This window comes from Aeromonas sp. QDB23, from assembly GCF_027707745.1.
In the GTDB taxonomy this organism is placed as follows: Bacteria; Pseudomonadota; Gammaproteobacteria; order Enterobacterales; family Aeromonadaceae; genus Aeromonas; species Aeromonas allosaccharophila.
The window spans coordinates 62,870-82,311 of record NZ_JAPCJA010000017.1; the positions used below are offsets into that span (position 1 = coordinate 62,870).

Consider the following 19,442-nt stretch of genomic DNA (forward strand, 5'->3'; position numbering starts at 1 on the left):
ATTCGAGCTCCCCGAGAGAACAGATATGTCTGCCTATTTAACACTGCGGCAACGGGCCATGACCCGTCGCTTCTGGGCTTATGCCCTCCCCTCCATTCTTGCCATGCTGGTCTCGGGGGCCTACTACCTCGTCGACGGCATCTTCGTCGGCCACTATGTCGGTGCCGCTGGCCTCGCCGGGATCAATCTGGTCTATCCGGTCATCATGGTGCTGATTGGTCTGGCCGCCATGATCAGCATGGGGGCGGCCACCGCCATCTCCTTCCAGCAAGGGGCGAAAAACGACACGCTGGCCCGTCAGGCACTGGTCAACGCCCTCTGGCTGCTGGCCGGACTCGGGATCATTGCGCCGGGTCTGCTCTATTACACCCACACCGATATCCTGCTGGGGCTGGGGATTGAACAGGGCACCGAGACCTGGAAACAGGCGAGTGACTACCTCACCTGGATTGGCGGCGGCACCCTGCTGCTGGCCAGCAATCTGGCGGTCCCCTATCTGCTGCGCAACGATGGCCGCCCGAAACTGGCCATGGTGCTGGTGAGCAGCGGCGCCGTGCTCAACATCATCCTCAACTACATCATGGTGGGTCGGCTGGGGCTGGGATTGATCGGTACCGCGCAAGCCACCCTGATGGCAGAAGGCGCCGTGAGCCTGATCGGCCTTGGCTACTTCTTTACCCCCTGGGCCCGGCTGCGCCTCAGCTGGCGGGATCTGGTGCCCAACCTCCCCGCCATGCCGAACCTGCTCTTTACCGGTTTGCCAAGCCTGATTGCCCAGTTCAACCTCGGCCTGCTGCTGATGCTGCACAACAGCCAATTGATGGTGTATGGCAATGTGAAGGATCTGGCGGGCTTTACCGTGGCCGGTTACACCGAGGCGGTCTTTATCGTCATTCTGCAGGGGCTGGCGTTCGGCATTCAGCCACTCATCAGCAAGGCGGCGGGGGCCAAGCATCATCGCAACCTCAAGTACCTGATGGAGATGGGGCTCAAGTTCACCTTTATCTACGGCATGCTGGTGTGGCTCACCATCCAGCTGCTGCCGGGACAGGTCGCCATGCTCTATACCGGCGACAAGGATCCCGAACTGCTGGCCGCCGCCATCAGCAGCCTGACCCTCAACCTCGGCGCCATTCCGCTGGAGGGGATCATCATGTTCGGCATCGTGCTACTGCAATCCATGGCGCGCACCCGTCAGGCGCTGCTCATCTCCATCGCCAAAACCGTGCTGCTGCTGCCGCTCATCTTCCTGCTGCCACAGCAGTGGGGTCGTGACGGCGTACTGATGGCCCAGCCAGCCACCGTGCTGCTGCTCACCCTGCCGCTCTGCTGGCTGCTGTGGCGCGAGTGGCTGCGCCTGAAAGTGGCTTGCGCACCAAAAACCAGGCTCCGCCCGCAACCGGCCAACGCGCGCGCCGCCGTCCAGCTGGCCCGCTAAGACCAGCGATCCCGCAAAACAATAAAAAAACCGGCATCCCCTGATGCCGGTTTTGTTATCTGCGCTTCCCGCCCATATCGTCCATACAGAGAAGCCTCCGCAAGGGAGGCTTCTCTTATGCAACGCATCAGACTGGATGACCAGTCAGCGCGGGCTGAGCGATCAGGGCTTACTTGACCGTCACCCGGGCAAACTTGCGCTTGCCAACCTGATAGACGGCGGTACCGGCACCAATCAGCGCCTTGCCATCTTCCAGCTTCTCGCCATCCACTTTGACCGCGCCCTGCTTGATCATCCGCAGCGCTTCGGAGGTGGTGGCCACCAGATCGGCCTCTTTCAGCAGGTTGGCGATGGCCAGCCCTTCACCTTCCAGTGCCAACTCGACTTCCGGCATTTCGTCCGGAATGGCGTTCTTGGAGAAGCGCTGGGTGAAATCTTCGTGGGCCGCTTCGGCCGCCGCTTCGTCGTGATAGCGGGTGATGATCTCTTTGGCCAGCCAGATCTTCACGTCGCGCGGGTTGAGGGTAGCGGCAGCGATGCCCGCCTTGAACCCTTCAATTTCAGCCAGCGGACGGAAGGAGAGCAGCTCGTAGTAGTTCCACATCAGATCGTCGGTGATGGACATGATCTTGCCGAACATCTCGCCCGGGGCATCGTGTACGCCGATGTAGTTGGCAGCGGACTTGGACATCTTCTTGACGCCATCCAGACCCACCAGCAGCGGCATCATCAGCACGCACTGGGCGGCCATGCCGGCATCTTTTTGCAGCTCGCGGCCCATCAGCAGGTTGAACTTCTGATCGGTACCGCCCAGCTCGACGTCCGCCTTCAGCGCGACCGAGTCATAGCCTTGCAGCAGCGGATAGAGGAATTCGTGAATCGCGATGGATTGGCCGCCGGTGTAGCGCTTTTTGAAGTCGTCGCGCTCCATCATGCGGGCTACGGTCTGCTTGGCCGCCAGCTTGATCATGCCGGTCGCACCCAGCTCGCCCAGCCAGCTGGAGTTGTACTCGATGCGGGTCTTCTTGGGATCGAGAATCTTGAACGCCTGCTCCGCATAGGTGAGGGCGTTGTGCTTGATGGCCTCTTCGGAGAGCGGCGGACGGGTGCTGTTCTTGCCGGAGGGGTCACCCACCATGGCAGTGAAATCGCCGATCAGCAGGATGATCTCGTGGCCCAGATCCTGGAAGGTCTTCAGCTTGTTGAGGATCACGGTATGACCCAGGTGAATGTCGGGGGCCGTCGGGTCCATGCCCAACTTGATGCGCAGCGGGCGCCCTTCCTTCAACTTGGCGACAAGTTCTTCTTCAACCAGAATTTCTTCCGCTCCGCGCTTGATCTCGGCTAGCGCCACCTCGAGCTGGGACATTTTTTGACTCTCCAATCACGATTCCACAGGGCCAAACATATTACTGGAATGGCGGGCCAATTGGAAAGGCTGTAAAATCCGTCCATTCTGCCCGACTTCATCAACTTTCCATGGTTATTTGGCACGCCTTCAACTCCCTCCCCCACTGGCACCGCAAGATGGTGCTGATTTTGAGCATCATGATCATGATGCTGGCTGCCTGGCCAAGCGAACAGGCGGTAGCAACACGGGTCGATGAAAACGGCAACGAGATTGCCCTGCGGGAACCGGCTAACGACAACGCACTGAACGACGAGCTGACGGCCGAGGCCGCTCAGCCCGTGACCCCGCCCAAGCCGCGCTACATCACCAAGCAGGTGAAGGTGCGCCGTGGCGACAACATGGGGGTGATCTTCCAGCGCATTGGCCTGAGCACCACAGATCTACACCTGATCGACCAGCTCGATGGCAGCGATCCCCTGCGGATGTTGCAACCGGGGCAGGAGCTCACCTTCAAGCTCACCGAACATGGCGAGCTAAACAGCCTCTATTACCCCCACAGTCTGGAGCAGGCGCTCAAGGTCGTTCGCAAGGATGAGGAATTTGTCGCCCGCAACGTCAAGATCGCCCTCGACACCCGCGAACAGGTGAGCAAGGGCGAGATCCGCTCCAGCTTCTGGGGCGCCGCGGTGGACGCGGGGATGACGGAAGATCAGATCATGGATCTCGCCGCCATCTTTGGCTGGGATATCGACTTTGCCCAGGACTTGCAGCCGGGAGACAGCTTCCGGGTGGTCTACGAAGACAAGTTCCGCGACGACGAGCGGGTTGCCTCCGGCGATATTCTGGCGGCCGAGTTCGTCAACCAGGGCACCGCCTACCGCGCCGTGCTCAATGAAGATGGCAACTACTACACCCCGGAAGGGAAGGCGATGCGCAAGAGCTTCCTGCGTGCGCCGGTCAACTTCAAATACATCAGCTCCAACTTCAACCCGCGCCGCCTCCATCCGGTGACCGGCAAGATCCGCCCCCACAACGGCATCGACTATGTGGCGCCGGTGGGCACCCCCATCATGGCGGCGGGCTCCGGCAGCGTGGTGGCCGCCGGTTACAACCAGTTCAACGGCAACTATGTCTTTATCAAGCATGCTGGCAACTATGTGACCAAGTACCTGCACCTCTCCAAACGCACCGTCAACAAGGGGCAGCGGGTGAAGCAGGGGCAGACCATCGGCACCCTGGGTGGCACCGGCCGCGTCACCGGCCCGCACCTGCACTATGAATTTGTGGTGGGCGGCATTCACAAGAACCCGCGCACCCTCACCCTGCCGCAGGCAGAGACCCTGAGCGGGCGCGAGCTGGCCAACTTCAGGAAGCTGGCGATGCCGCAACTGGCCAAACTCGACAAGCCCGAGCTGCAACTGGCCCAGAACAGGCGGGATAGTCGCGGCAACTGAGCCATCAGGGCTGGCAGGGTGAAGGCCCTGCCAGCCCCTTTTATTGAGCCTGCGCCTGGCAACCCGATTGAAGTGAGCGTATGACTGAGCGCCATATCGGATGGGTGTCGGGAACCGGAGTATTCCGGCCAGCAAGTGAGGAGAGCCAATGGCTGAACGATATATCGGATTGATGTCAGGCACCAGCATGGACGGTATCGACGCCGTACTGGTGATGATCGACGGGGATGAACTGCGGGTCGAAGCGGCGCTTTGTCACCCCTGGCCGCAAGAGACCGCCCGCACGCTGCATGCCCTCTGCACCCCGAGCGACAACGAAATCGACCGCATGGGGGTGGCCGACAATCTGATTGCGCAGGAGTTTGCCGCCGCGACCCAGGCGCTGCTGGCCAAGGCGGGCCTCACGCCCGCCGATATTCGCGCCATCGGCAGCCACGGCCAGACCATCCGCCACCGCCCCCAGCTCGGCTTTACCCTGCAGATCGGCAATGCCGCCCTGCTGGCCGCCCTGACCGGCATCGATGTGATCGCCGATTTTCGCACCATGGATATGGCCCTCGGCGGTCAGGGGGCGCCGCTGGTGCCCGCCTTCCATCAGGCGCTGTTTGCCAAGCCTGGCGCGCTGCGGGTGGTGCTGAACCTCGGCGGCATCGCCAATATCTCGGTGCTGCCGGGCAATCCGGGCGGGGTGTATGGTTTTGATACCGGCCCGGCCAACACCCTGCTCGATGGCTGGTATCGCCGCCATCAACCGCACGGCGGCAGCTATGACGCCGGAGGCCAATGGGCCGCCAGCGGCAAGCCAATCCCGGCCCTACTGGACACGCTGCTGGCTCACCCCTATTTCGCCGCCCCCGCCCCCAAGAGCACAGGGCGGGAGATGTTCACCCTCGCTTGGCTCGATGATGAGCTGGCAGGCAGTGACTACGCCCCCGTGGATGTGCAGCGCACCCTGCAGGCGCTCACCTGCCACAGCCTCGCCCGCCAACTGCCCGCCCGGCCAGAGTCAGTCGGTGCCAGCCAGCCGAAAGCCGAGCTGTTTGTCTGCGGCGGCGGTGCCCATAACGCCCCGCTGCTAAAGGAGCTGGCCAGCCTGCTGCCTGCATGGCGCATCGCCAGCACTGCCGAGCTGGGGCTGGCCCCCGACTGGGTGGAAGGCGCTGCCTTTGCCTGGCTGGCGATGTGCTTTGTCCACCGCAAGCCGGGCAACCTGCCGGCCGTGACCGGCGCCAGCCGTCCGGCCGTGCTGGGGGCGCTCTATCCCGCGGGATAACCCTAGCCAACCACGGTCGTTCGCCCCCTCATAGACCCACAGCAGCCCCGATCTGACCAAGTTCGGGGCTGTTGCGTTGGGTGGTGCACTATCGCTTTATCGGGACGGATCTTTCATCGGGTCGGCTTTGCGCTCGGGGTTGTGAAAGCTCGGCCTGAATGGCTCGCTCACCCGGCCCTCCAACTCGCCATGACAACCCGCCATGACAACCCGCCATGACAACCCCGCCATTTTCCTGTGCTTTCCATTACGCACCATGAGGCCCATATTTTTTGCTGCAATCTTATGGAATATCTCGCTATATATCGCGAGATAAAATCGCCTCACATCTGCGGCCATACTGTGACTGCCAGATAATTATCAATCTGCCGCTCATGCAAATATTTGCATTATATTCCAGCCACATCTTTAGCCGTTGCGACATGAATGGCAGCTAGCATATTTTCACGATTGAAGATAGAGGATTAAAAAAACATAAAGTACATATCTATGCACCGTAATGCCGTTTACTGGCAGGCTGATGCATGGCGTTAACCCTTTATTCACAGCCCTGTTCTGCCAAGGCCTGCGCCCCAACACCCGCCCTCACTGGGCTACTGCTCGATGCAGGACCATTGGCGGGCAAACGGGTGACTATTCAGCATGAATTGAATAGCAATCACATTAAATTTGCGAGCGTTGAGCCATCTCATAGAAATGCAATCCGTGGTTTGCAACCCCTGATAGCCACTCATAGAATCGCCCTGTCTGAAATATCTACCCTGTCTCTTCCTCTCTTATCCCTCTCAGCTATTGAGTGGATCACAAATAATAACCGGGGATGCCGCCGCTGGCGCAGTGGCCATGGCGCACAACAAGATGGGGTCAACCTGTACCTGAATTAACAACAAATATTAAAAAGAGGCATATCTATGAGTGGCACCATCATCAAGTCGGCAAGAAATACCACCCATGCACCCCAGGATCTGGGCCCCTGCACCCAAACGGTGGCGTTCTCCCATTACAACAATATCTCCGCCCAGCTGCCGGTCGATCCGATCAGCGGCAAGATGGTGAGTGGCGATGTCACTGCGCAGGCCAGACAGTGCCTGAGCAACCTCAAGGCGATCATCGAGAGCATCGGCCATGTGATGGACGATATGGTCAAAGCGACCATCTTCCTGAAAGAGATGGCGGATCTGGAGGCGGTCAACGCCGTCTATCGCGAATTCTTCCCAGGCTATCTGCCGACCCGCACCACTCTCGCCGTCGCCGCCCTGCCGCTGGGCGCGCTGGTGCAGATCGATGCCATCATCTCCAACGGCGAAGGCACCTTCCCGCAAGCCCCCTGCCCGCTGATTAAACTGGCCCGCAACAGTGACAAGGCGCCGCACAATCCGCTCTCCACTCACACCGTGGCCTTCTCCCACTACAACAATATCGGCGCCCAGCTGCCGGTCGAGGCCGCCTCGGGCCAGCTGGTCGCCGGTGGCATCAAGGAGCAGGCGGGTCAGTGCCTGCACAATATCAAGGCAGTGCTGGAGAGCATCGACGTGCCGTTTGACGATATCGTCAAGGTCACCGTCTATCTGACCGATCTGGCCGAGCTGGAGGCCGTCAACGAGGTCTACACCACCTTCTTCCCCGACTCCGCCATCGCCCGCGCCGTCGCCTATCTGCCCGCCCGCTCGGTGGTCAGTGCCGCCGCCCTGCCCATGGGGGCACGGGTGCAGATGGATGCGGTCATCTCCCACGGTGACGGCACCCCGCCGCAACTGGTGGAAGACAGACACAATCTGGTGATCAGCGCCCGCAATACCGACAAGGCACCACGCAGCCCGCTCCATTGCCAGACCGTCGCCTTCTCCCACTACAACCATCTGTCTGCGCAGCTGCCGATTGACCCCGCCACCGGCAAGATCCTGACTGGCTGTGTCAAAGAGCAGGCCGCCCAGTGCCTGAGCAATATCAAGGCGATTGTGGAGAGCATCGGCCATGTGATGGACGATATCGTCAAGGTGAATATCCAGCTTGGCAATATCGCCGATCTGGATGCAGTCAACGCCGTCTACACCAAATACTTCCCAGGCTATCTGCCTGCCCGCACCGTATTCGGGGTGAGCGAACTGCCCGCCGGTGCCCTGGTGCAAATTGATGCGGTGATGTCCAACGCGGAAAGTACCCCGCCGCAAGCGTAAAGGTTGAGTTGAATAATAAAAGACACCGGCTTAGGCTGGTGTCTTTTTGTACCGACTCCTATGTTTGGAAAACATAAATATCTAGGAAATATATTTTAACATCACCAACCATAATATTTATTGAGAAGCTCTGATATAATGTTACCGGCGACACCTAAATTTATCTGCCAAGCTCCATCAGCAGCCTTACCTACCATTTTTTTAAACCATGACTTCACTTCAGGACCATATTCCTTTTTTTCTATATCAACATGCCCCTTATCTGATTCAAGTGCGGCCTTTAATTCATGTATATCATCTTCAGAAACTCCATGCCTCTGAAGCTCCTTTTCTAAAGCAGAGACATTATTAAAAACCTTAGAGTTAACAACATGTTGAGTATTTTATTTACCAACAAGAATTGTTGTGTTGTCTCCGAAGATTGCATTATTAAACATTGATGCTGGATCTACTTCACTAGCTTTGCTTTTTACTTGCTCATCAGTCATATCATCACCAAACTCATTATTTAATTCTAGGAGAAAGTCTAACAATCTAGAACGAACCTCTGTCAGCGTTTGAACCACACCTGAAATAGGTATTTCACACCAAGCTTTTTGGATACGATAGTTATTTGCCAGCCCCTTATTAAGAATTGGAATCCACTCCATTTGTAGAGGTCGCTCTAAAAATTGAGAGTCAGATTTTGCAAACTCTTCTAATACAGCTAAAGAATGCATTAACTCTGAATTCTCCAATGAACTTCGTAATTCTGCATCTAAATGTGACAACGGTATTGGATGACGATTGGCCTGATATGCCATATTAGATGCATTGACTAAAACCTCCGATGATAGAATACGATAAGGAGGTAACTCTTCGACATTTTGATAGCCATTCAGCTCATTATTGACCCATGTAACTAAGTCTTTTTGACCTAGCCGATATAAAAGCACTTTGGTTTTTATAAAAGCATTTGTTAAATTTGGTTTTTCAGCACTAAGGATGTCTATTATTTCATTTATTAATTTCATCGCTGGCACCATACAATAAAATTTATATACAATTATTTGAGAGCTTTAATTTATACTTACTCATTAATTTCTTCCATAAAAAACGCCCCCCATCTTGCGATGGAGGGCGTTTTATCGTTCTGGCTATTGAGTCAGATTGACCCAAAATTCAGCAATTACAGGGATTCAGCGGTCGCAACCACGTTTTCCACGGTAAAGCCGAATTCCTTGAACAGCAGCTCGGCCGGTGCGGACTCACCGAAGGTGGTCATACCGATGATCTTGCCGCCGAAACCGACGTACTTGTACCAGTAGTCAGCGATGCCTGCTTCGATGGCCACACGCTTGGTGACAGAAGACGGCAGGACGGACTCTTTGTACTCGGCAGACTGGGCGTCGAACACGTCGGTACAAGGCAGAGAGACCACGCGCACGGCACGGCCCTTGGCAGTCAGCTGCTCGTAAGCGGCAACGGCCAGTTCTACTTCGGAACCGGTGGCGATCAGGATCAGCTCAGGGGTACCGGCGCAATCCTTCAGCACGTAGCCACCCTTGGCGGTGTCGGCCAGTTGCTGGGCGCTGCGGTCCATCTGGGCTAGGTTCTGACGGGAGAAGATCAGGGAAGTCGGACCGTCGGTACGCTCGATGGCGTGCTTCCAGGCGATCGCGGATTCAACCTGGTCACACGGACGCCAGGTGCTCATGTTCGGGGTCAGACGCAGGGACGCGATCTGCTCAACCGGCTGGTGAGTCGGGCCATCTTCACCCAGACCGATGGAGTCGTGGGTGTAAACGAAGATGACGCGCTGCTTCATCAGGGCGGCCATACGCAGGGCGTTGCGGGCATACTCCATGAACATCATGAAGGTGGCGCCGTAGGGGATGAAACCACCGTGCAGGGCGATACCGTTCATGATGGCGGACATGCCGAACTCGCGGACACCGTAGTGGATGTAGTTGCCGGAGGCATCGTCGTTGGTCAGGGACTTGGAACCGGACCACATGGTCAGGTTGGACGGCGCCAGGTCGGCAGAACCACCCATGAACTCCGGCAGCAGCTTGCCAAACGCTTCCAGAGAGTTCTGGGACGCTTTACGGGTCGCGATCTTGGCCGGGTTGGCTTGCAGAGTTTCGATGATCTTGGCGGATTCAGCAGCCCAGTTGGCAGGCAGTTCGCCAGTGGTACGGCGCTTGAATTCGGCAGCCAGGGTCGGGTGAGCGGCTTCATAGGCGGCGAACTTGGCAGCCCAGTCAGCTTCCAGCTTGGCGCCCTTCTCCTGACCGTTCCACTCGGCAGCGATATCGGCCGGGATAACGAACGGTGCGTGGTCCCACTTCAGGAACGCGCGAGCAGCGGCGATCTCGTCGTTGCCCAGCGGTGAGCCGTGGCAGTCGTGAGAACCGGATTTGTTCGGTGAACCGTAACCGATGATGGTGCGGCAGCAGATCAGGGTCGGCTTGCCGGTCTCGGCCTTGGCGGCTTCGATGGCGGCATTGATGGCTTCCGGGCTGTGACCGTCAACAGCCGGGATAACGTGCCAGCCGTAGGCTTCGAAACGCTTGACGGTGTCGTCGGTGAACCAGCCTTCTACGTGACCGTCGATGGAGATACCGTTGTCATCCCAGAACGCGATCAGTTTGCCCAGTTGCAGGGTACCTGCCAGGGAGCACGCTTCGTGGGAGATACCTTCCATCAGACAGCCGTCGCCCATAAAGGCGTAGGTGTAGTGGTCAACGATGTCGTGGCCCGGCTGGTTGAACTGCTCAGCCATGGCTTTTTCGGCGATCGCCATACCAACAGCGTTGGTGATGCCCTGACCCAGCGGGCCAGTGGTGGTTTCAACGCCCGGTGCATAGCCGTACTCCGGGTGACCCGGGGTGCGAGAGTGCAGTTGGCGGAAGTTTTTCAGATCGTCGATGGAGAGGTCATAACCGGAGAGATGCAGCAGGGAGTACAGCAGCATGGAGCCGTGGCCGTTGGAGAGAATGAAACGGTCGCGGTCGGCCCACTTGGGGTTGTTCGGGTTATGTTTGAGGTGGCTACGCCACAGCACTTCGGCGATATCCGCCATTCCCATGGGGGCGCCCGGGTGACCGGAGTTGGCTTTTTGAACGGCATCCATACTCAATGCACGAATGGCATTGGCAAGCTCTTTACGAGAAGGCATCTGAATCTCCTGCGATTGCTTCATTTGATGGCCAAGATTAAGGCGCGTTATTGTCCCAGCAGGGCGCGCGGCGTGCAAATGTTATCTGGACGAATAAAGTGGCTTTGGGAGGACAATCGCTTTTCTTGGCTACTTTTGACTAAAGAGAACAGATGCAAACGTTTGATTTCCACCCCCTTGGGGATAGTAAGGAGCCATTAGCAGCTGGCTTGCGATGCCACGACAAAATAGTGCTGGCAATCGCGGGGGGCGCTAATTAAAATAGACGTCCAGATGTAGATACCTCTACACCATCCCATTCACCCGGTTATTGCTGTGGCGATAACCCAGACAAGCTGAGACTCCCATCATGGCAAAGCTGTTTACTTCCGAGTCGGTCTCCGAAGGCCATCCCGACAAGATTGCGGACCAGATCTCCGATGCGGTACTGGACGCCATCCTCAAGCAAGATACCAAGGCCCGTGTCGCCTGTGAGACCCTGGTCAAGACCGGTATGGTCATGGTGGCCGGCGAAGTAACCACCTCTGCCTGGGTTGATATCGAAGAGATCGTGCGTGATACCGTGCGTGAAATCGGCTACACCCACTCCGACATGGGCTTCGACGCTGACTCCTGCGCCGTGCTGAACGCCATCGGCAAGCAGTCCCCGGATATCAACCAGGGCGTTGACCGCAGCGATCCGCTGGAGCAGGGCGCTGGCGACCAGGGCCTGATGTTCGGCTACGCCACCAACGAAACCGACGTGCTGATGCCCGCCCCCATCACCTACTCTCACCTGCTGGTGAAGCGTCAGGCTGAAGTGCGCAAGAACGGCACCCTGCCGTGGCTGCGCCCGGATGCCAAGAGCCAGCTGACCTTCGCCTACGACGACGCAGGCAAGATCATCGGTGTGGATGCCGTGGTGCTCTCTACCCAGCACGCCGAATCCATCAGCCACAAAGATCTGGTTGAAGCGGTACGCGAAGAGATCATCAAGCCGGTGCTGCCGGCCGAGTGGGTCAACAAGGACACCAAATACTTCATCAACCCGACCGGCCGTTTCGTTATCGGCGGCCCGATGGGTGACTGCGGTCTGACCGGTCGCAAGATCATCGTCGACACCTACGGCGGCATGGCCCGTCACGGTGGTGGCGCCTTCTCCGGTAAGGATCCGTCCAAGGTTGACCGCTCTGCTGCCTACGCCGCCCGCTACGTTGCCAAAAACATCGTGGCCGCCGGTCTGGCCGATCGCTGTGAAATCCAGATCTCCTACGCCATCGGCGTGGCCGAGCCGACCTCCATCAGCGTCGAAACCTTCGGTACTGCCAAGGTCGCCGAGGATCTGCTGGTCAAACTGGTACGCGAGCACTTCGAGCTGCGTCCGTATGGCCTGATCCAGATGCTGGATCTGAAGCGCCCGATCTACCAGGCCACTGCTGCCTACGGTCACTTCGGTCGCGACGAGTTCCCGTGGGAGCAGACCGACAAGGCCGAACTGCTGCGTTCCGCCGCTGGCCTGTAAGGCTCGCTGTTGTGATAAAAGGGGAGCCTGGCTCCCCTTTTGCTTATCCGCTACCTGACGAGATGTTGATGTCTGCCACTCCTGCCCAGCTTGTCGCCCTGCTGCAACAACGCGTAGATGCCTGTTTTGTGCAGGCCGAGGCGCGCCTTGGCCGCACCTTTCCCCGCCCGCGGATCTACTGCAATATGCGGGGCCGGGCGGCGGGTTCGGCGCGGCTGCAAACCTGGGAGCTGCGCTTCAATCCCGCCCTCTATCAGGCCAACCAGCAGGCGTTTCTGGATGAGGTGGTGCCCCACGAGGTGGCCCATCTGCTGGTTCACGCCCTTTGGGGTGAACATAGCGGTGAAGGTCGCGGTAAAAACCGGGTGTTGCCTCACGGCAAGCAGTGGCAGTCGGTGATGCGGGAGGTGTTCGGCCTTGAGCCCAGAACCACCCACAGCTTCGATCTGGCTGTTCTGGCCCAGCGCACCGTGCCCTATCGCTGCCAATGCCAGCAGCATCAGCTGTCGATACGCCGCCACAACAAGGTGGTGCGTGGCGAGGCCCGCTATCACTGTCGCCGCTGCAAGCAGCCGCTGGAGCGGGAACGGCCGGAGCCCCAACAGTAAGCCAGCCTGTGTCGCGCCCCTGTGTTAGGGTGCCCGCCATCGTTCGTCTATCATCCCGTTTGCAAGGAATCCCATGCATTTCATCTCTTCCCTCGCCCTGACCCTGCTGGCCGGTTTGTCGCTGCTCAGCGCGCCCCTGCACGCCCAGACCTTTCGCGAAGCCAAGCAGGATCTGGTGAAGCTCTATCGTAGCCAACCCAATGCCACCACCTTCTACTGCGGCTGTGACATCAACTATCAGGGCAAGAAGATGAGCCCGGATCTCGCCAGCTGCGGCTACGAGCCGCGCAAGCAGCCCAAGCGCGCCGCCCGCATCGAGTGGGAGCACGTGGTCCCCGCCTGGGAGTTCGGCCACCAGCTGCAGTGCTGGCAGGATGGCGGTCGCAAGAACTGCGAAAAAGCGAGCCCCGAGTTCAACAAGATGGAGGGGGACATGCACAACCTCTTCCCCGCCATCGGCGAGGTGAACGGCGATCGGGCCAACTACCGCTTCTCCGACTGGAACGGCAAGCCGGATCAGTACGGCCAGTGCCAGATGCTGGTGGATTTCAAGGATCGTCGGGTGCAACCGCCCAAGGGGCCGGTACGGGGCCAGATCGCCCGAGCCTACCTCTACATGAGCCAGCAGTATGGGCTGCGTCTGGCGGCGCAACAGCGTAAACTGTTTGAAGCTTGGGACAGGCAGTACCCGGCAGAAGGCTGGGAGTGCGAGCGCAACCGCCTTATCGGCACGCTGCAGGGCAATACCAATCCCTTTATTGAAAAGCAGTGCCAATAACCCCATTTGACCAGAGAGGGGGAGCGCCCCTCCTATCATGAAGCCCTTCACCTCTGCCGCGTGAGCCTTGCTCGCCGCCTCGCAGCAGGATATGAAGGGTTTCCAAGCAAGAGACTGACAATCAGCCATGCGCATTCCACGTATCTATGAATCGGCCACCCTGCAAGTTGGCCAGACCATCGCCCTGTCGGAAGACGGCGCCAACCATATCGGCCGGGTACTGCGCATGCAGCCGGGCCAGCAGCTCGAGCTGTTCAACGGCGATGGCAATCAATATCCCGCTACCATCGCCAGCGTCGGCAAAAAGTCGGTGGAAGTGACCATCGACCACTGCGATGCCCAATCGGTGGAATCCCCATTCGCCATTCATCTGGGTCAGGTGATCAGCCGTGGCGACAAGATGGACTTCACCATCCAGAAATCGGTGGAGCTGGGCGTTACCTGTATCACCCCGCTCTTCTCCGAGCGCTGTGGCGTCAAGCTGCCCGCCGATCGGCTGGAGAAGAAGCGCGAGCAGTGGCAGAAGGTGGTGATCAGCGCCTGCGAGCAGTGCGGCCGCAATGTAGTGCCCGAGGTACGCATGCCCATGGAGCTGGACGCCTGGCTGGCGGAAGAGACCCAGGAGCTCAAGCTCAACCTGCACCCGCGCGCCCCTTACAGCATCAACACCCTGCCGGTCCCCGAGCACGGGGTGCGGCTGCTGATCGGCCCGGAAGGGGGCTTGTCCAGCGACGAGATCGCCCGTACCGTGCAAGAGGATTTCAAGGAGATGCTGCTGGGGCCGCGGGTGCTGCGCACCGAAACCGCCGCCCTGACCGCCATTACGGCGCTGCAGTGCCGCTTCGGCGATCTCGCTTAATACCAGAGGGCAGCATCGACCAGCCGCGTGGCGGCATCGACGCAGCCGCAAGCGGCCGATTACGCTGCGCTAATCGACCCTACAACCCTATCGAGCCATTAAAAAGGAACAGCGGATGACCATTAAACTCGGCATCGTGATGGACCCCATCTCGGCCATCAACATCAAGAAAGATTCCAGCTTTGCCATGCTCGAAGAGGCGCAAAAGCGCGGCTATGAGCTGTTCTATCTGGAGATGAAGGATCTCTACATGGAAGCCGGTCGTGCCTTTGGCACCATGCGCCCGCTCACCGTCAAATATGACTATGCCGACTGGTACACACTGGGCGAGGTGGTGGATCAGCCGCTCTCCAACCTCGATGTGATCCTGATGCGCAAGGATCCGCCGTTCGACACCGAATTTATCTATGCCACCTATATGCTGGAGCGGGCCGAGGATGAGGGTTGCCTCATCGTCAACAAGCCGCAGAGCCTGCGTGACGCCAACGAGAAGCTCTACACCGCCTGGTTTGCCGAACACACCCCGACCACGCTGGTGACCCGCCGCGCCGACAAGCTGCGCGCCTTCCACGCGAAGCATAAGGACGTCATCCTCAAGCCGCTGGACGGCATGGGCGGCGCCTCCATCTTCCGCATGAAGGAAGATGACGCCAACGTGGGGGTCATCATCGAGACCCTCACCGCCCACGGCAGCCAGTACTGCATGGCCCAGACCTTCCTGCCCGCCATCAAGGACGGCGACAAGCGGGTGCTGGTGGTGGACGGCGAGCCCGTGCCCTATTGCCTGGCCCGGATCCCGGCCCAGGGAGAGACCCGTGGCAACCTAGCGGCTGGCGGCCGCGGCGAGGCGCGCCCCTTGAGCGAGGCGGACTGGGCCATCGCCCGTGCGGTGGGCCCTACCCTGAAAGAGAAGGGGCTGATCTTCGTCGGGCTCGACATCATAGGCGATCGCCTGACCGAGATTAACGTCACCAGCCCGACCTGCATCCGCGAAATCGAGGCGGCCTTCCCGGTGCATATCACCGGCATGCTGATGGATGCCATCGAGCGCCGACTGGCGAAAGCCTGAGCCAGCACCGACTAGAGGTTCATAACAAGAGGCGGCCCAAGGGCCGCCTCTTCTGTTTCCTGCTGTGTGCGTTGGTATGAAGGCTTAACAGCGGAACTGCCCCACCTTCTGCTTGAGATCGCTCGATAGCTGCTCCAGCTCGTGGCAACTCTGGTTCAGCTCGGAGGCCGCCGCCGTTGATTCGGTAGCAATATGGGCGATATTGACCACGTTGCGGGTGATCTCCTCCGCCACCTTGCTCTGCTCCTCCGCGGCGGTGGCGATATGAGTGTTCATCTCGTTGATCACCTCCACCGAACTGACAATCTCGCCAAGGGCCTTGCCGCAGGCCAGAACGGTGCGGTTGGACTCCTCCACCTGATCCAGCCCGCGCACCATGCTGCTGGCCGCATCATTGGCACCCTGCTGCAACTTGACGATGGTCTTGCCAATCTCTTCAGTCGAACGCTGGGTTCGCTGGGAGAGGGTGCGCACCTCATCGGCCACCACCGCAAAGCCGCGACCCTGATCCCCTGCCCGCGCCGCCTCTATCGCCGCATTGAGCGCCAGCAGGTTGGTCTGCTCGGCGATGCCGCGAATGGCATCCATCACGCTGCTGATGTCGCGGCTGTCGTCGGCCAGCTGGGTGATCATCGATGCCGTGTCCTGAATATGGGACGACAGCGCCGACATCCGGGCGATGGCATCCTCTACCACCAGATGGCCGTGGCGGGCACTCTCGTCCGCCACACGGGCCGCATCCGCCGCGCCGGAGGAGCTGTTGGCCACCTCGGCCACCGTCGCGCTCATCTGGTTCATGGCGGTGGCGGTCTGATCGGTCTCCCCCTGTTGCCGGGCAAAGCGCTGGCGACTCTCGACCCCGATATGGGCCAGGCGGGCGGACTCCTTGGCAAGGTGCTCCGCCATCTCGTTGATCTGGTTAATCAAGCCGCGAAAGTGGCTGATCACCAAATTAAGCGATTGGGCCAGCGCCCCCATCTCGTCCTTGCGCAGGACCGGCGCCTGCTGGCTCAGGTCGAGATCCTGCTGCATTCCGCGCAGCACCTGCCCCATGGCTGCCAGCGGCTGGCTGACGCTGCGTCCGGCCCAGACGCCGAAGAAGAGTACGCAGGCGGCCCCCACCAGAAACAGCACGATAAAGAGCCGAAACAGCTGCTGCCTGAGATCGTTGAGCTCGCCGATGTTCTGCTCCGCCTCTTTGAGCTGGAACTCCACCAGCGCACTCACCCCGTCACTGACCGGATCGATCACCCCGTAGAGGGGCATGATGCGTGCCGAAAGCTGATCCCGCGCCGTCCCCTGCATCTGATCCAGCACCGCCACCACGGCGGCAATCTGCTGGTCAGCGGCACCGAACAGCGCCTGCACCCGCGCGGCCTCCTGCTGCTCGGACGGGCTTCGCTCCTGTTCGCTGTATTGCTGCCAGATGCGGGCGATCTCCTGCTGCGCCTGCAGCATGTCGGCCTTGGCTTGGGCGGGTGCAATCCCCCTCACGTTGGCCTTGTTGGCCGCATCGATCACCTTGACCGCGTAGAGATCGGCAATCTGTTTGAGCTCCTTGAGCTGTACCACCTCCCCCTGATACATGGCGTTCATCCCCGTCATCAGCTGGGACATCGCCTGACTCGCGCCCACCAGCAACGCCAGCAGTGCCAACAGTGGCACCACACAACCCAGGATCAACTTCTGCCTGATTGAAATACCTTCCATGGTCTTCTCTCCCACACCTTTTGGTGAGTGGGCAAGACGCGCCCGATAAAAAGCGGTTTTGCCCAAAGTGATGAACTGCCATAATTGCCCTATTCACTTCCCAACGACCTTTGCACTATTTGGCCTCTATGCAAACACTGCAAAATCACTTCCTGCTTGCCATGCCAAGCCTGACGGATCCCTACTTCGAGCGTTCGCTGGTCTATCTGTGCGAGCACAACGAAGAGGGCGCCATGGGGCTGGTGGTCAACATTCCGGTCGAGATGTCGCTGGAAACCATGCTGACCCAGCTCAAACTCAACCCGCCCGCCAGTCCGGAGCTCAAACAACCGGTGTTGCAGGGGGGGCCGGTTCACGCCGATCGCGGCTTCGTGCTGCACAGCTTCCGCCCCGGTTTCAGCTCCACCCTGCAGGTGGGGGATGAAATGATGGTGACTACATCCAAGGATATACTGGAAACCCTGGGCACGAGCGAAGCACCCGCCCATTGGCTGGTAGCCCTTGGCTATGCGGGCTGGAGCGCCGGTCAGCTGGAACAGGAGCTGGTCGATGGTGCCTGGCTGGTGATCCCCCCCAATCCGGATCTGGTATTCAAAACCCCCATTCACAAACGTTGGCAGCAAGCCGCCGCCAGCATAGGGGTGAACCCGGTTCACCTCTCCAGCGACATCGGTCACAGCTAACCCCAGCAACGCATCTGGCGTTGCATTTCGAGGATTTTTTTCATGTCATCACGCAGCATCATGGGCTTTGACTATGGCACCAAGAGCATTGGCGTCGCCATCGGTCAGGAGCTGACTGGCACTGCCCAGCCTCTGCGCGCCCTCAAGGCCAACGACGGCATCCCCAACTGGGACGAAATTGAGAAGCTGCTCAAGGAGTGGCAACCGGACCTGCTGGTGGTCGGCCTGCCGCTGAACATGGATGGCACCGATCAGGAGATCACGGTACGGGCCCGCAAATTCGGCAATCGGCTGCATGGCCGCTTCGGCAAGCCGGTGGAGTTCAAGGATGAGCGACTCACCACCACGGATGCCCGTGCCCGACTGTTTGAGCGGGGCGGCTATCGCGCGCTGGAAAAGGGCAGTGTGGACGGGGTATCGGCACAACTGATCGTCGAAGCCTGGATGGAAGAGCAATACAACTAGCCATCAACAACAAGGCAAGGGTCAATGCCCTTGCCTTGTCTCGCACTATCTTCCTATTACGCCTGTGACTGACCTGGCACCAGCCCTTCGGCCTCTGTCGGCGTCGCATTCATCATCCGGTTAAGCCAGGGCACCATCAGCCCCATCACTACCGCAATCAGCAGGGTAGCCATCCCGATCTTGCCAAACACACCGGTGTAAATTGGCAGGGTCTGCAGCGGATCCGTCATCCCTTCCGGCATGGCGGTAAAGGTCGCTACATAGCCCCCCAGCAGGGATGCCATCGCCTGGGTCAGGAACCACATCCCGAGAATAAAGCCCATCAACCGTTGCGGCACCAGCGCAGCCACCATTGCCAGCCCCAGCGCGCTGATCATCAGCTCACCGATACTCTGGAACAGATAGATAAGCACCATAAACCAGGGGGAAGTGAGTCCCTGTTCATCAGCAAACCACCAACCGGAGGCGGCCGCAGTCAGGAAACCCAGCGAGCAGAAGAACATCCCGAGGGTGAACTTGAGCGGCATGGTGAGATCCCGCCCCTTGCTGCCCATCCGGGTATAGATCAGCGCCAGCACCGGGCTACCCACCACCACCCAGAAGGGGTTAAGCGCCTGGAAGCTAATGGGGTTGACGCTCATGCCCAGCATCTCGTGATGCATGTTGTTGATGGCAAAGAAGTTGAGAGACGTCGGCATCTGGGCGTACAGCACGTAGAAGAGCACTGCCTCCAGCATCAGCACGAAGGCCACATACATCTTGTTACGGCCGACGGTGTCAAGCTTGAACGCCTCGCGAAAGAAGACGATCACCACGGCGACGGTCACTGTCATCAGCACCCTCAGAGATCCCCTCATTTTTAGAGACTCAAATAATTCCAAGTGTGCGGGTATATAAGCGGTGTTGCTTCAGGTAG

The 19,442-nt window shown here is 59.2% G+C and carries 15 protein-coding genes and 1 pseudogene; 11 read left to right on the forward strand and 5 right to left on the reverse strand.

Annotation, left to right across the window (positions count from 1 at the left end; genetic code table 11):
• The first annotated feature begins 25 nt into the window (after positions 1–25).
• A complete protein-coding gene (locus PG888_RS09810; protein ID WP_182939085.1) occupies positions 26–1,438 on the forward strand; it encodes an MATE family efflux transporter in 1,413 nt (470 codons plus the stop codon).
• Between the two features lie 169 nt (positions 1,439–1,607).
• Here the strand turns inward: PG888_RS09810 and tyrS are convergent, their stop codons facing one another.
• A complete protein-coding gene (gene tyrS / locus PG888_RS09815; RefSeq protein WP_182932803.1) occupies positions 1,608–2,807 on the reverse strand; it encodes a tyrosine--tRNA ligase in 1,200 nt (399 codons plus the stop codon).
• 110 nt (positions 2,808–2,917) lie between these two features.
• Between tyrS and PG888_RS09820 the strand changes: the two genes are divergently transcribed.
• The 3 genes from PG888_RS09820 to PG888_RS09830 all read left to right on the forward strand — a co-directional run bounded on the left by PG888_RS09820 (position 2,918) and on the right by PG888_RS09830 (position 7,693).
• Positions 2,918–4,243, forward strand: coding sequence for a peptidoglycan DD-metalloendopeptidase family protein (locus PG888_RS09820; protein ID WP_042657972.1), 1,326 nt, complete (start codon positions 2,918–2,920; stop codon positions 4,241–4,243).
• A gap of 148 nt (positions 4,244–4,391) precedes the next feature.
• Positions 4,392–5,516 (forward strand): anhydro-N-acetylmuramic acid kinase, encoded by a 1,125-nt coding sequence (locus tag PG888_RS09825; protein WP_182932804.1) that lies wholly within the window; start codon positions 4,392–4,394, stop codon positions 5,514–5,516.
• Positions 5,517–6,427: 911 nt separating this feature from the next.
• Entirely contained in the window at positions 6,428–7,693 is a 1,266-nt protein-coding gene (locus PG888_RS09830; RefSeq protein ID WP_182939084.1) for a RidA family protein, read from the forward strand.
• Between the two features lie 383 nt (positions 7,694–8,076).
• On the opposite strand, the gene PG888_RS09835 is transcribed toward PG888_RS09830, so the two are convergent.
• On the reverse strand, positions 8,077–8,706 hold the full coding sequence (locus tag PG888_RS09835; RefSeq protein WP_197970787.1) for an AbiTii domain-containing protein: 630 nt from the start codon (positions 8,704–8,706) through the stop codon (positions 8,077–8,079).
• A 155-nt stretch (positions 8,707–8,861) separates the two neighbouring features.
• Positions 8,862–10,853 (reverse strand): transketolase, encoded by a 1,992-nt coding sequence (tkt, locus tag PG888_RS09840; protein WP_075114975.1) that lies wholly within the window; start codon positions 10,851–10,853, stop codon positions 8,862–8,864.
• A gap of 349 nt (positions 10,854–11,202) precedes the next feature.
• Here tkt and metK point away from each other — a divergent pair, with 349 nt between their 5' ends.
• The 5 genes from metK (at position 11,203) to gshB (ending at position 15,668) form a co-directional block, all read left to right on the forward strand.
• Entirely contained in the window at positions 11,203–12,354 is a 1,152-nt protein-coding gene (gene metK, locus PG888_RS09845) for a methionine adenosyltransferase (RefSeq protein ID WP_042058491.1), read from the forward strand.
• A gap of 68 nt (positions 12,355–12,422) precedes the next feature.
• Positions 12,423–12,962 (forward strand): SprT family zinc-dependent metalloprotease, encoded by a 540-nt coding sequence (locus PG888_RS09850; protein WP_182939083.1) that lies wholly within the window; start codon positions 12,423–12,425, stop codon positions 12,960–12,962.
• Positions 12,963–13,035: 73 nt separating this feature from the next.
• The gene (locus tag PG888_RS09855; RefSeq protein WP_182939082.1) at positions 13,036–13,740 is read left to right on the forward strand and encodes an endonuclease; all 705 of its coding nucleotides are present in this window, start codon (positions 13,036–13,038) and stop codon (positions 13,738–13,740) included.
• 127 nt (positions 13,741–13,867) lie between these two features.
• Positions 13,868–14,599 carry a 16S rRNA (uracil(1498)-N(3))-methyltransferase gene (rsmE, locus tag PG888_RS09860; RefSeq protein ID WP_182939081.1) on the forward strand — a complete coding sequence of 244 codons (732 nt, stop codon included), beginning with the start codon at positions 13,868–13,870 and terminating at the stop codon, positions 14,597–14,599.
• A 115-nt stretch (positions 14,600–14,714) separates the two neighbouring features.
• Positions 14,715–15,668, forward strand: coding sequence for a glutathione synthase (gshB, locus tag PG888_RS09865; protein ID WP_182939080.1), 954 nt, complete (start codon positions 14,715–14,717; stop codon positions 15,666–15,668).
• Between the two features lie 84 nt (positions 15,669–15,752).
• On the opposite strand, the gene PG888_RS09870 is transcribed toward gshB, so the two are convergent.
• Positions 15,753–17,378 carry a methyl-accepting chemotaxis protein gene (locus tag PG888_RS09870; RefSeq protein ID WP_182939079.1) on the reverse strand — a complete coding sequence of 542 codons (1,626 nt, stop codon included), beginning with the start codon at positions 17,376–17,378 and terminating at the stop codon, positions 15,753–15,755.
• A 128-nt stretch (positions 17,379–17,506) separates the two neighbouring features.
• Here PG888_RS09870 and PG888_RS09875 point away from each other — a divergent pair, with 128 nt between their 5' ends.
• Positions 17,507–18,061, forward strand: a complete 555-nt coding sequence (locus PG888_RS09875; protein ID WP_182939078.1) for a YqgE/AlgH family protein — start codon at positions 17,507–17,509, stop codon at positions 18,059–18,061.
• Positions 18,062–18,103: 42 nt separating this feature from the next.
• Positions 18,104–18,526: a Holliday junction resolvase RuvX gene (gene ruvX / locus PG888_RS09880; RefSeq protein WP_005343821.1), complete on the forward strand. Its 423-nt coding sequence runs from the start codon at positions 18,104–18,106 to the stop codon at positions 18,524–18,526.
• Positions 18,527–18,582: 56 nt separating this feature from the next.
• Here ruvX and PG888_RS09885 read toward each other — a convergent pair.
• Positions 18,583–19,365 (reverse strand): annotated as a pseudogene (locus tag PG888_RS09885) (oligopeptide:H+ symporter); the annotation flags it as partial.
• Positions 19,366–19,442: the final 77 nt, after the last annotated feature.

Excerpts from the sequence above, each read along its gene's own strand:
- PG888_RS09810 (WP_182939085.1), top strand. The coding sequence starts at position 26 with ATGTCTGCCTATTTAACACTGCGGCAACGGGCCATGACCCGTCGCTTC.
- tyrS (WP_182932803.1), bottom strand. The coding sequence starts at position 2,807 with ATGTCCCAGCTCGAGGTGGCGCTAGCCGAGATCAAGCGCGGAGCGGAA.
- PG888_RS09820 (WP_042657972.1), top strand. The coding sequence starts at position 2,918 with ATGGTTATTTGGCACGCCTTCAACTCCCTCCCCCACTGGCACCGCAAG.
- PG888_RS09825 (WP_182932804.1), top strand. The coding sequence starts at position 4,392 with ATGGCTGAACGATATATCGGATTGATGTCAGGCACCAGCATGGACGGT.
- PG888_RS09830 (WP_182939084.1), top strand. The coding sequence starts at position 6,428 with ATGAGTGGCACCATCATCAAGTCGGCAAGAAATACCACCCATGCACCC.
- PG888_RS09835 (WP_197970787.1), bottom strand. The coding sequence starts at position 8,706 with ATGAAATTAATAAATGAAATAATAGACATCCTTAGTGCTGAAAAACCA.
- tkt (WP_075114975.1), bottom strand. The coding sequence starts at position 10,853 with ATGCCTTCTCGTAAAGAGCTTGCCAATGCCATTCGTGCATTGAGTATG.
- metK (WP_042058491.1), top strand. The coding sequence starts at position 11,203 with ATGGCAAAGCTGTTTACTTCCGAGTCGGTCTCCGAAGGCCATCCCGAC.
- PG888_RS09850 (WP_182939083.1), top strand. The coding sequence starts at position 12,423 with ATGTCTGCCACTCCTGCCCAGCTTGTCGCCCTGCTGCAACAACGCGTA.
- PG888_RS09855 (WP_182939082.1), top strand. The coding sequence starts at position 13,036 with ATGCATTTCATCTCTTCCCTCGCCCTGACCCTGCTGGCCGGTTTGTCG.
- rsmE (WP_182939081.1), top strand. The coding sequence starts at position 13,868 with ATGCGCATTCCACGTATCTATGAATCGGCCACCCTGCAAGTTGGCCAG.
- gshB (WP_182939080.1), top strand. The coding sequence starts at position 14,715 with ATGACCATTAAACTCGGCATCGTGATGGACCCCATCTCGGCCATCAAC.
- PG888_RS09870 (WP_182939079.1), bottom strand. The coding sequence starts at position 17,378 with ATGGAAGGTATTTCAATCAGGCAGAAGTTGATCCTGGGTTGTGTGGTG.
- PG888_RS09875 (WP_182939078.1), top strand. The coding sequence starts at position 17,507 with ATGCAAACACTGCAAAATCACTTCCTGCTTGCCATGCCAAGCCTGACG.
- ruvX (WP_005343821.1), top strand. The coding sequence starts at position 18,104 with ATGTCATCACGCAGCATCATGGGCTTTGACTATGGCACCAAGAGCATT.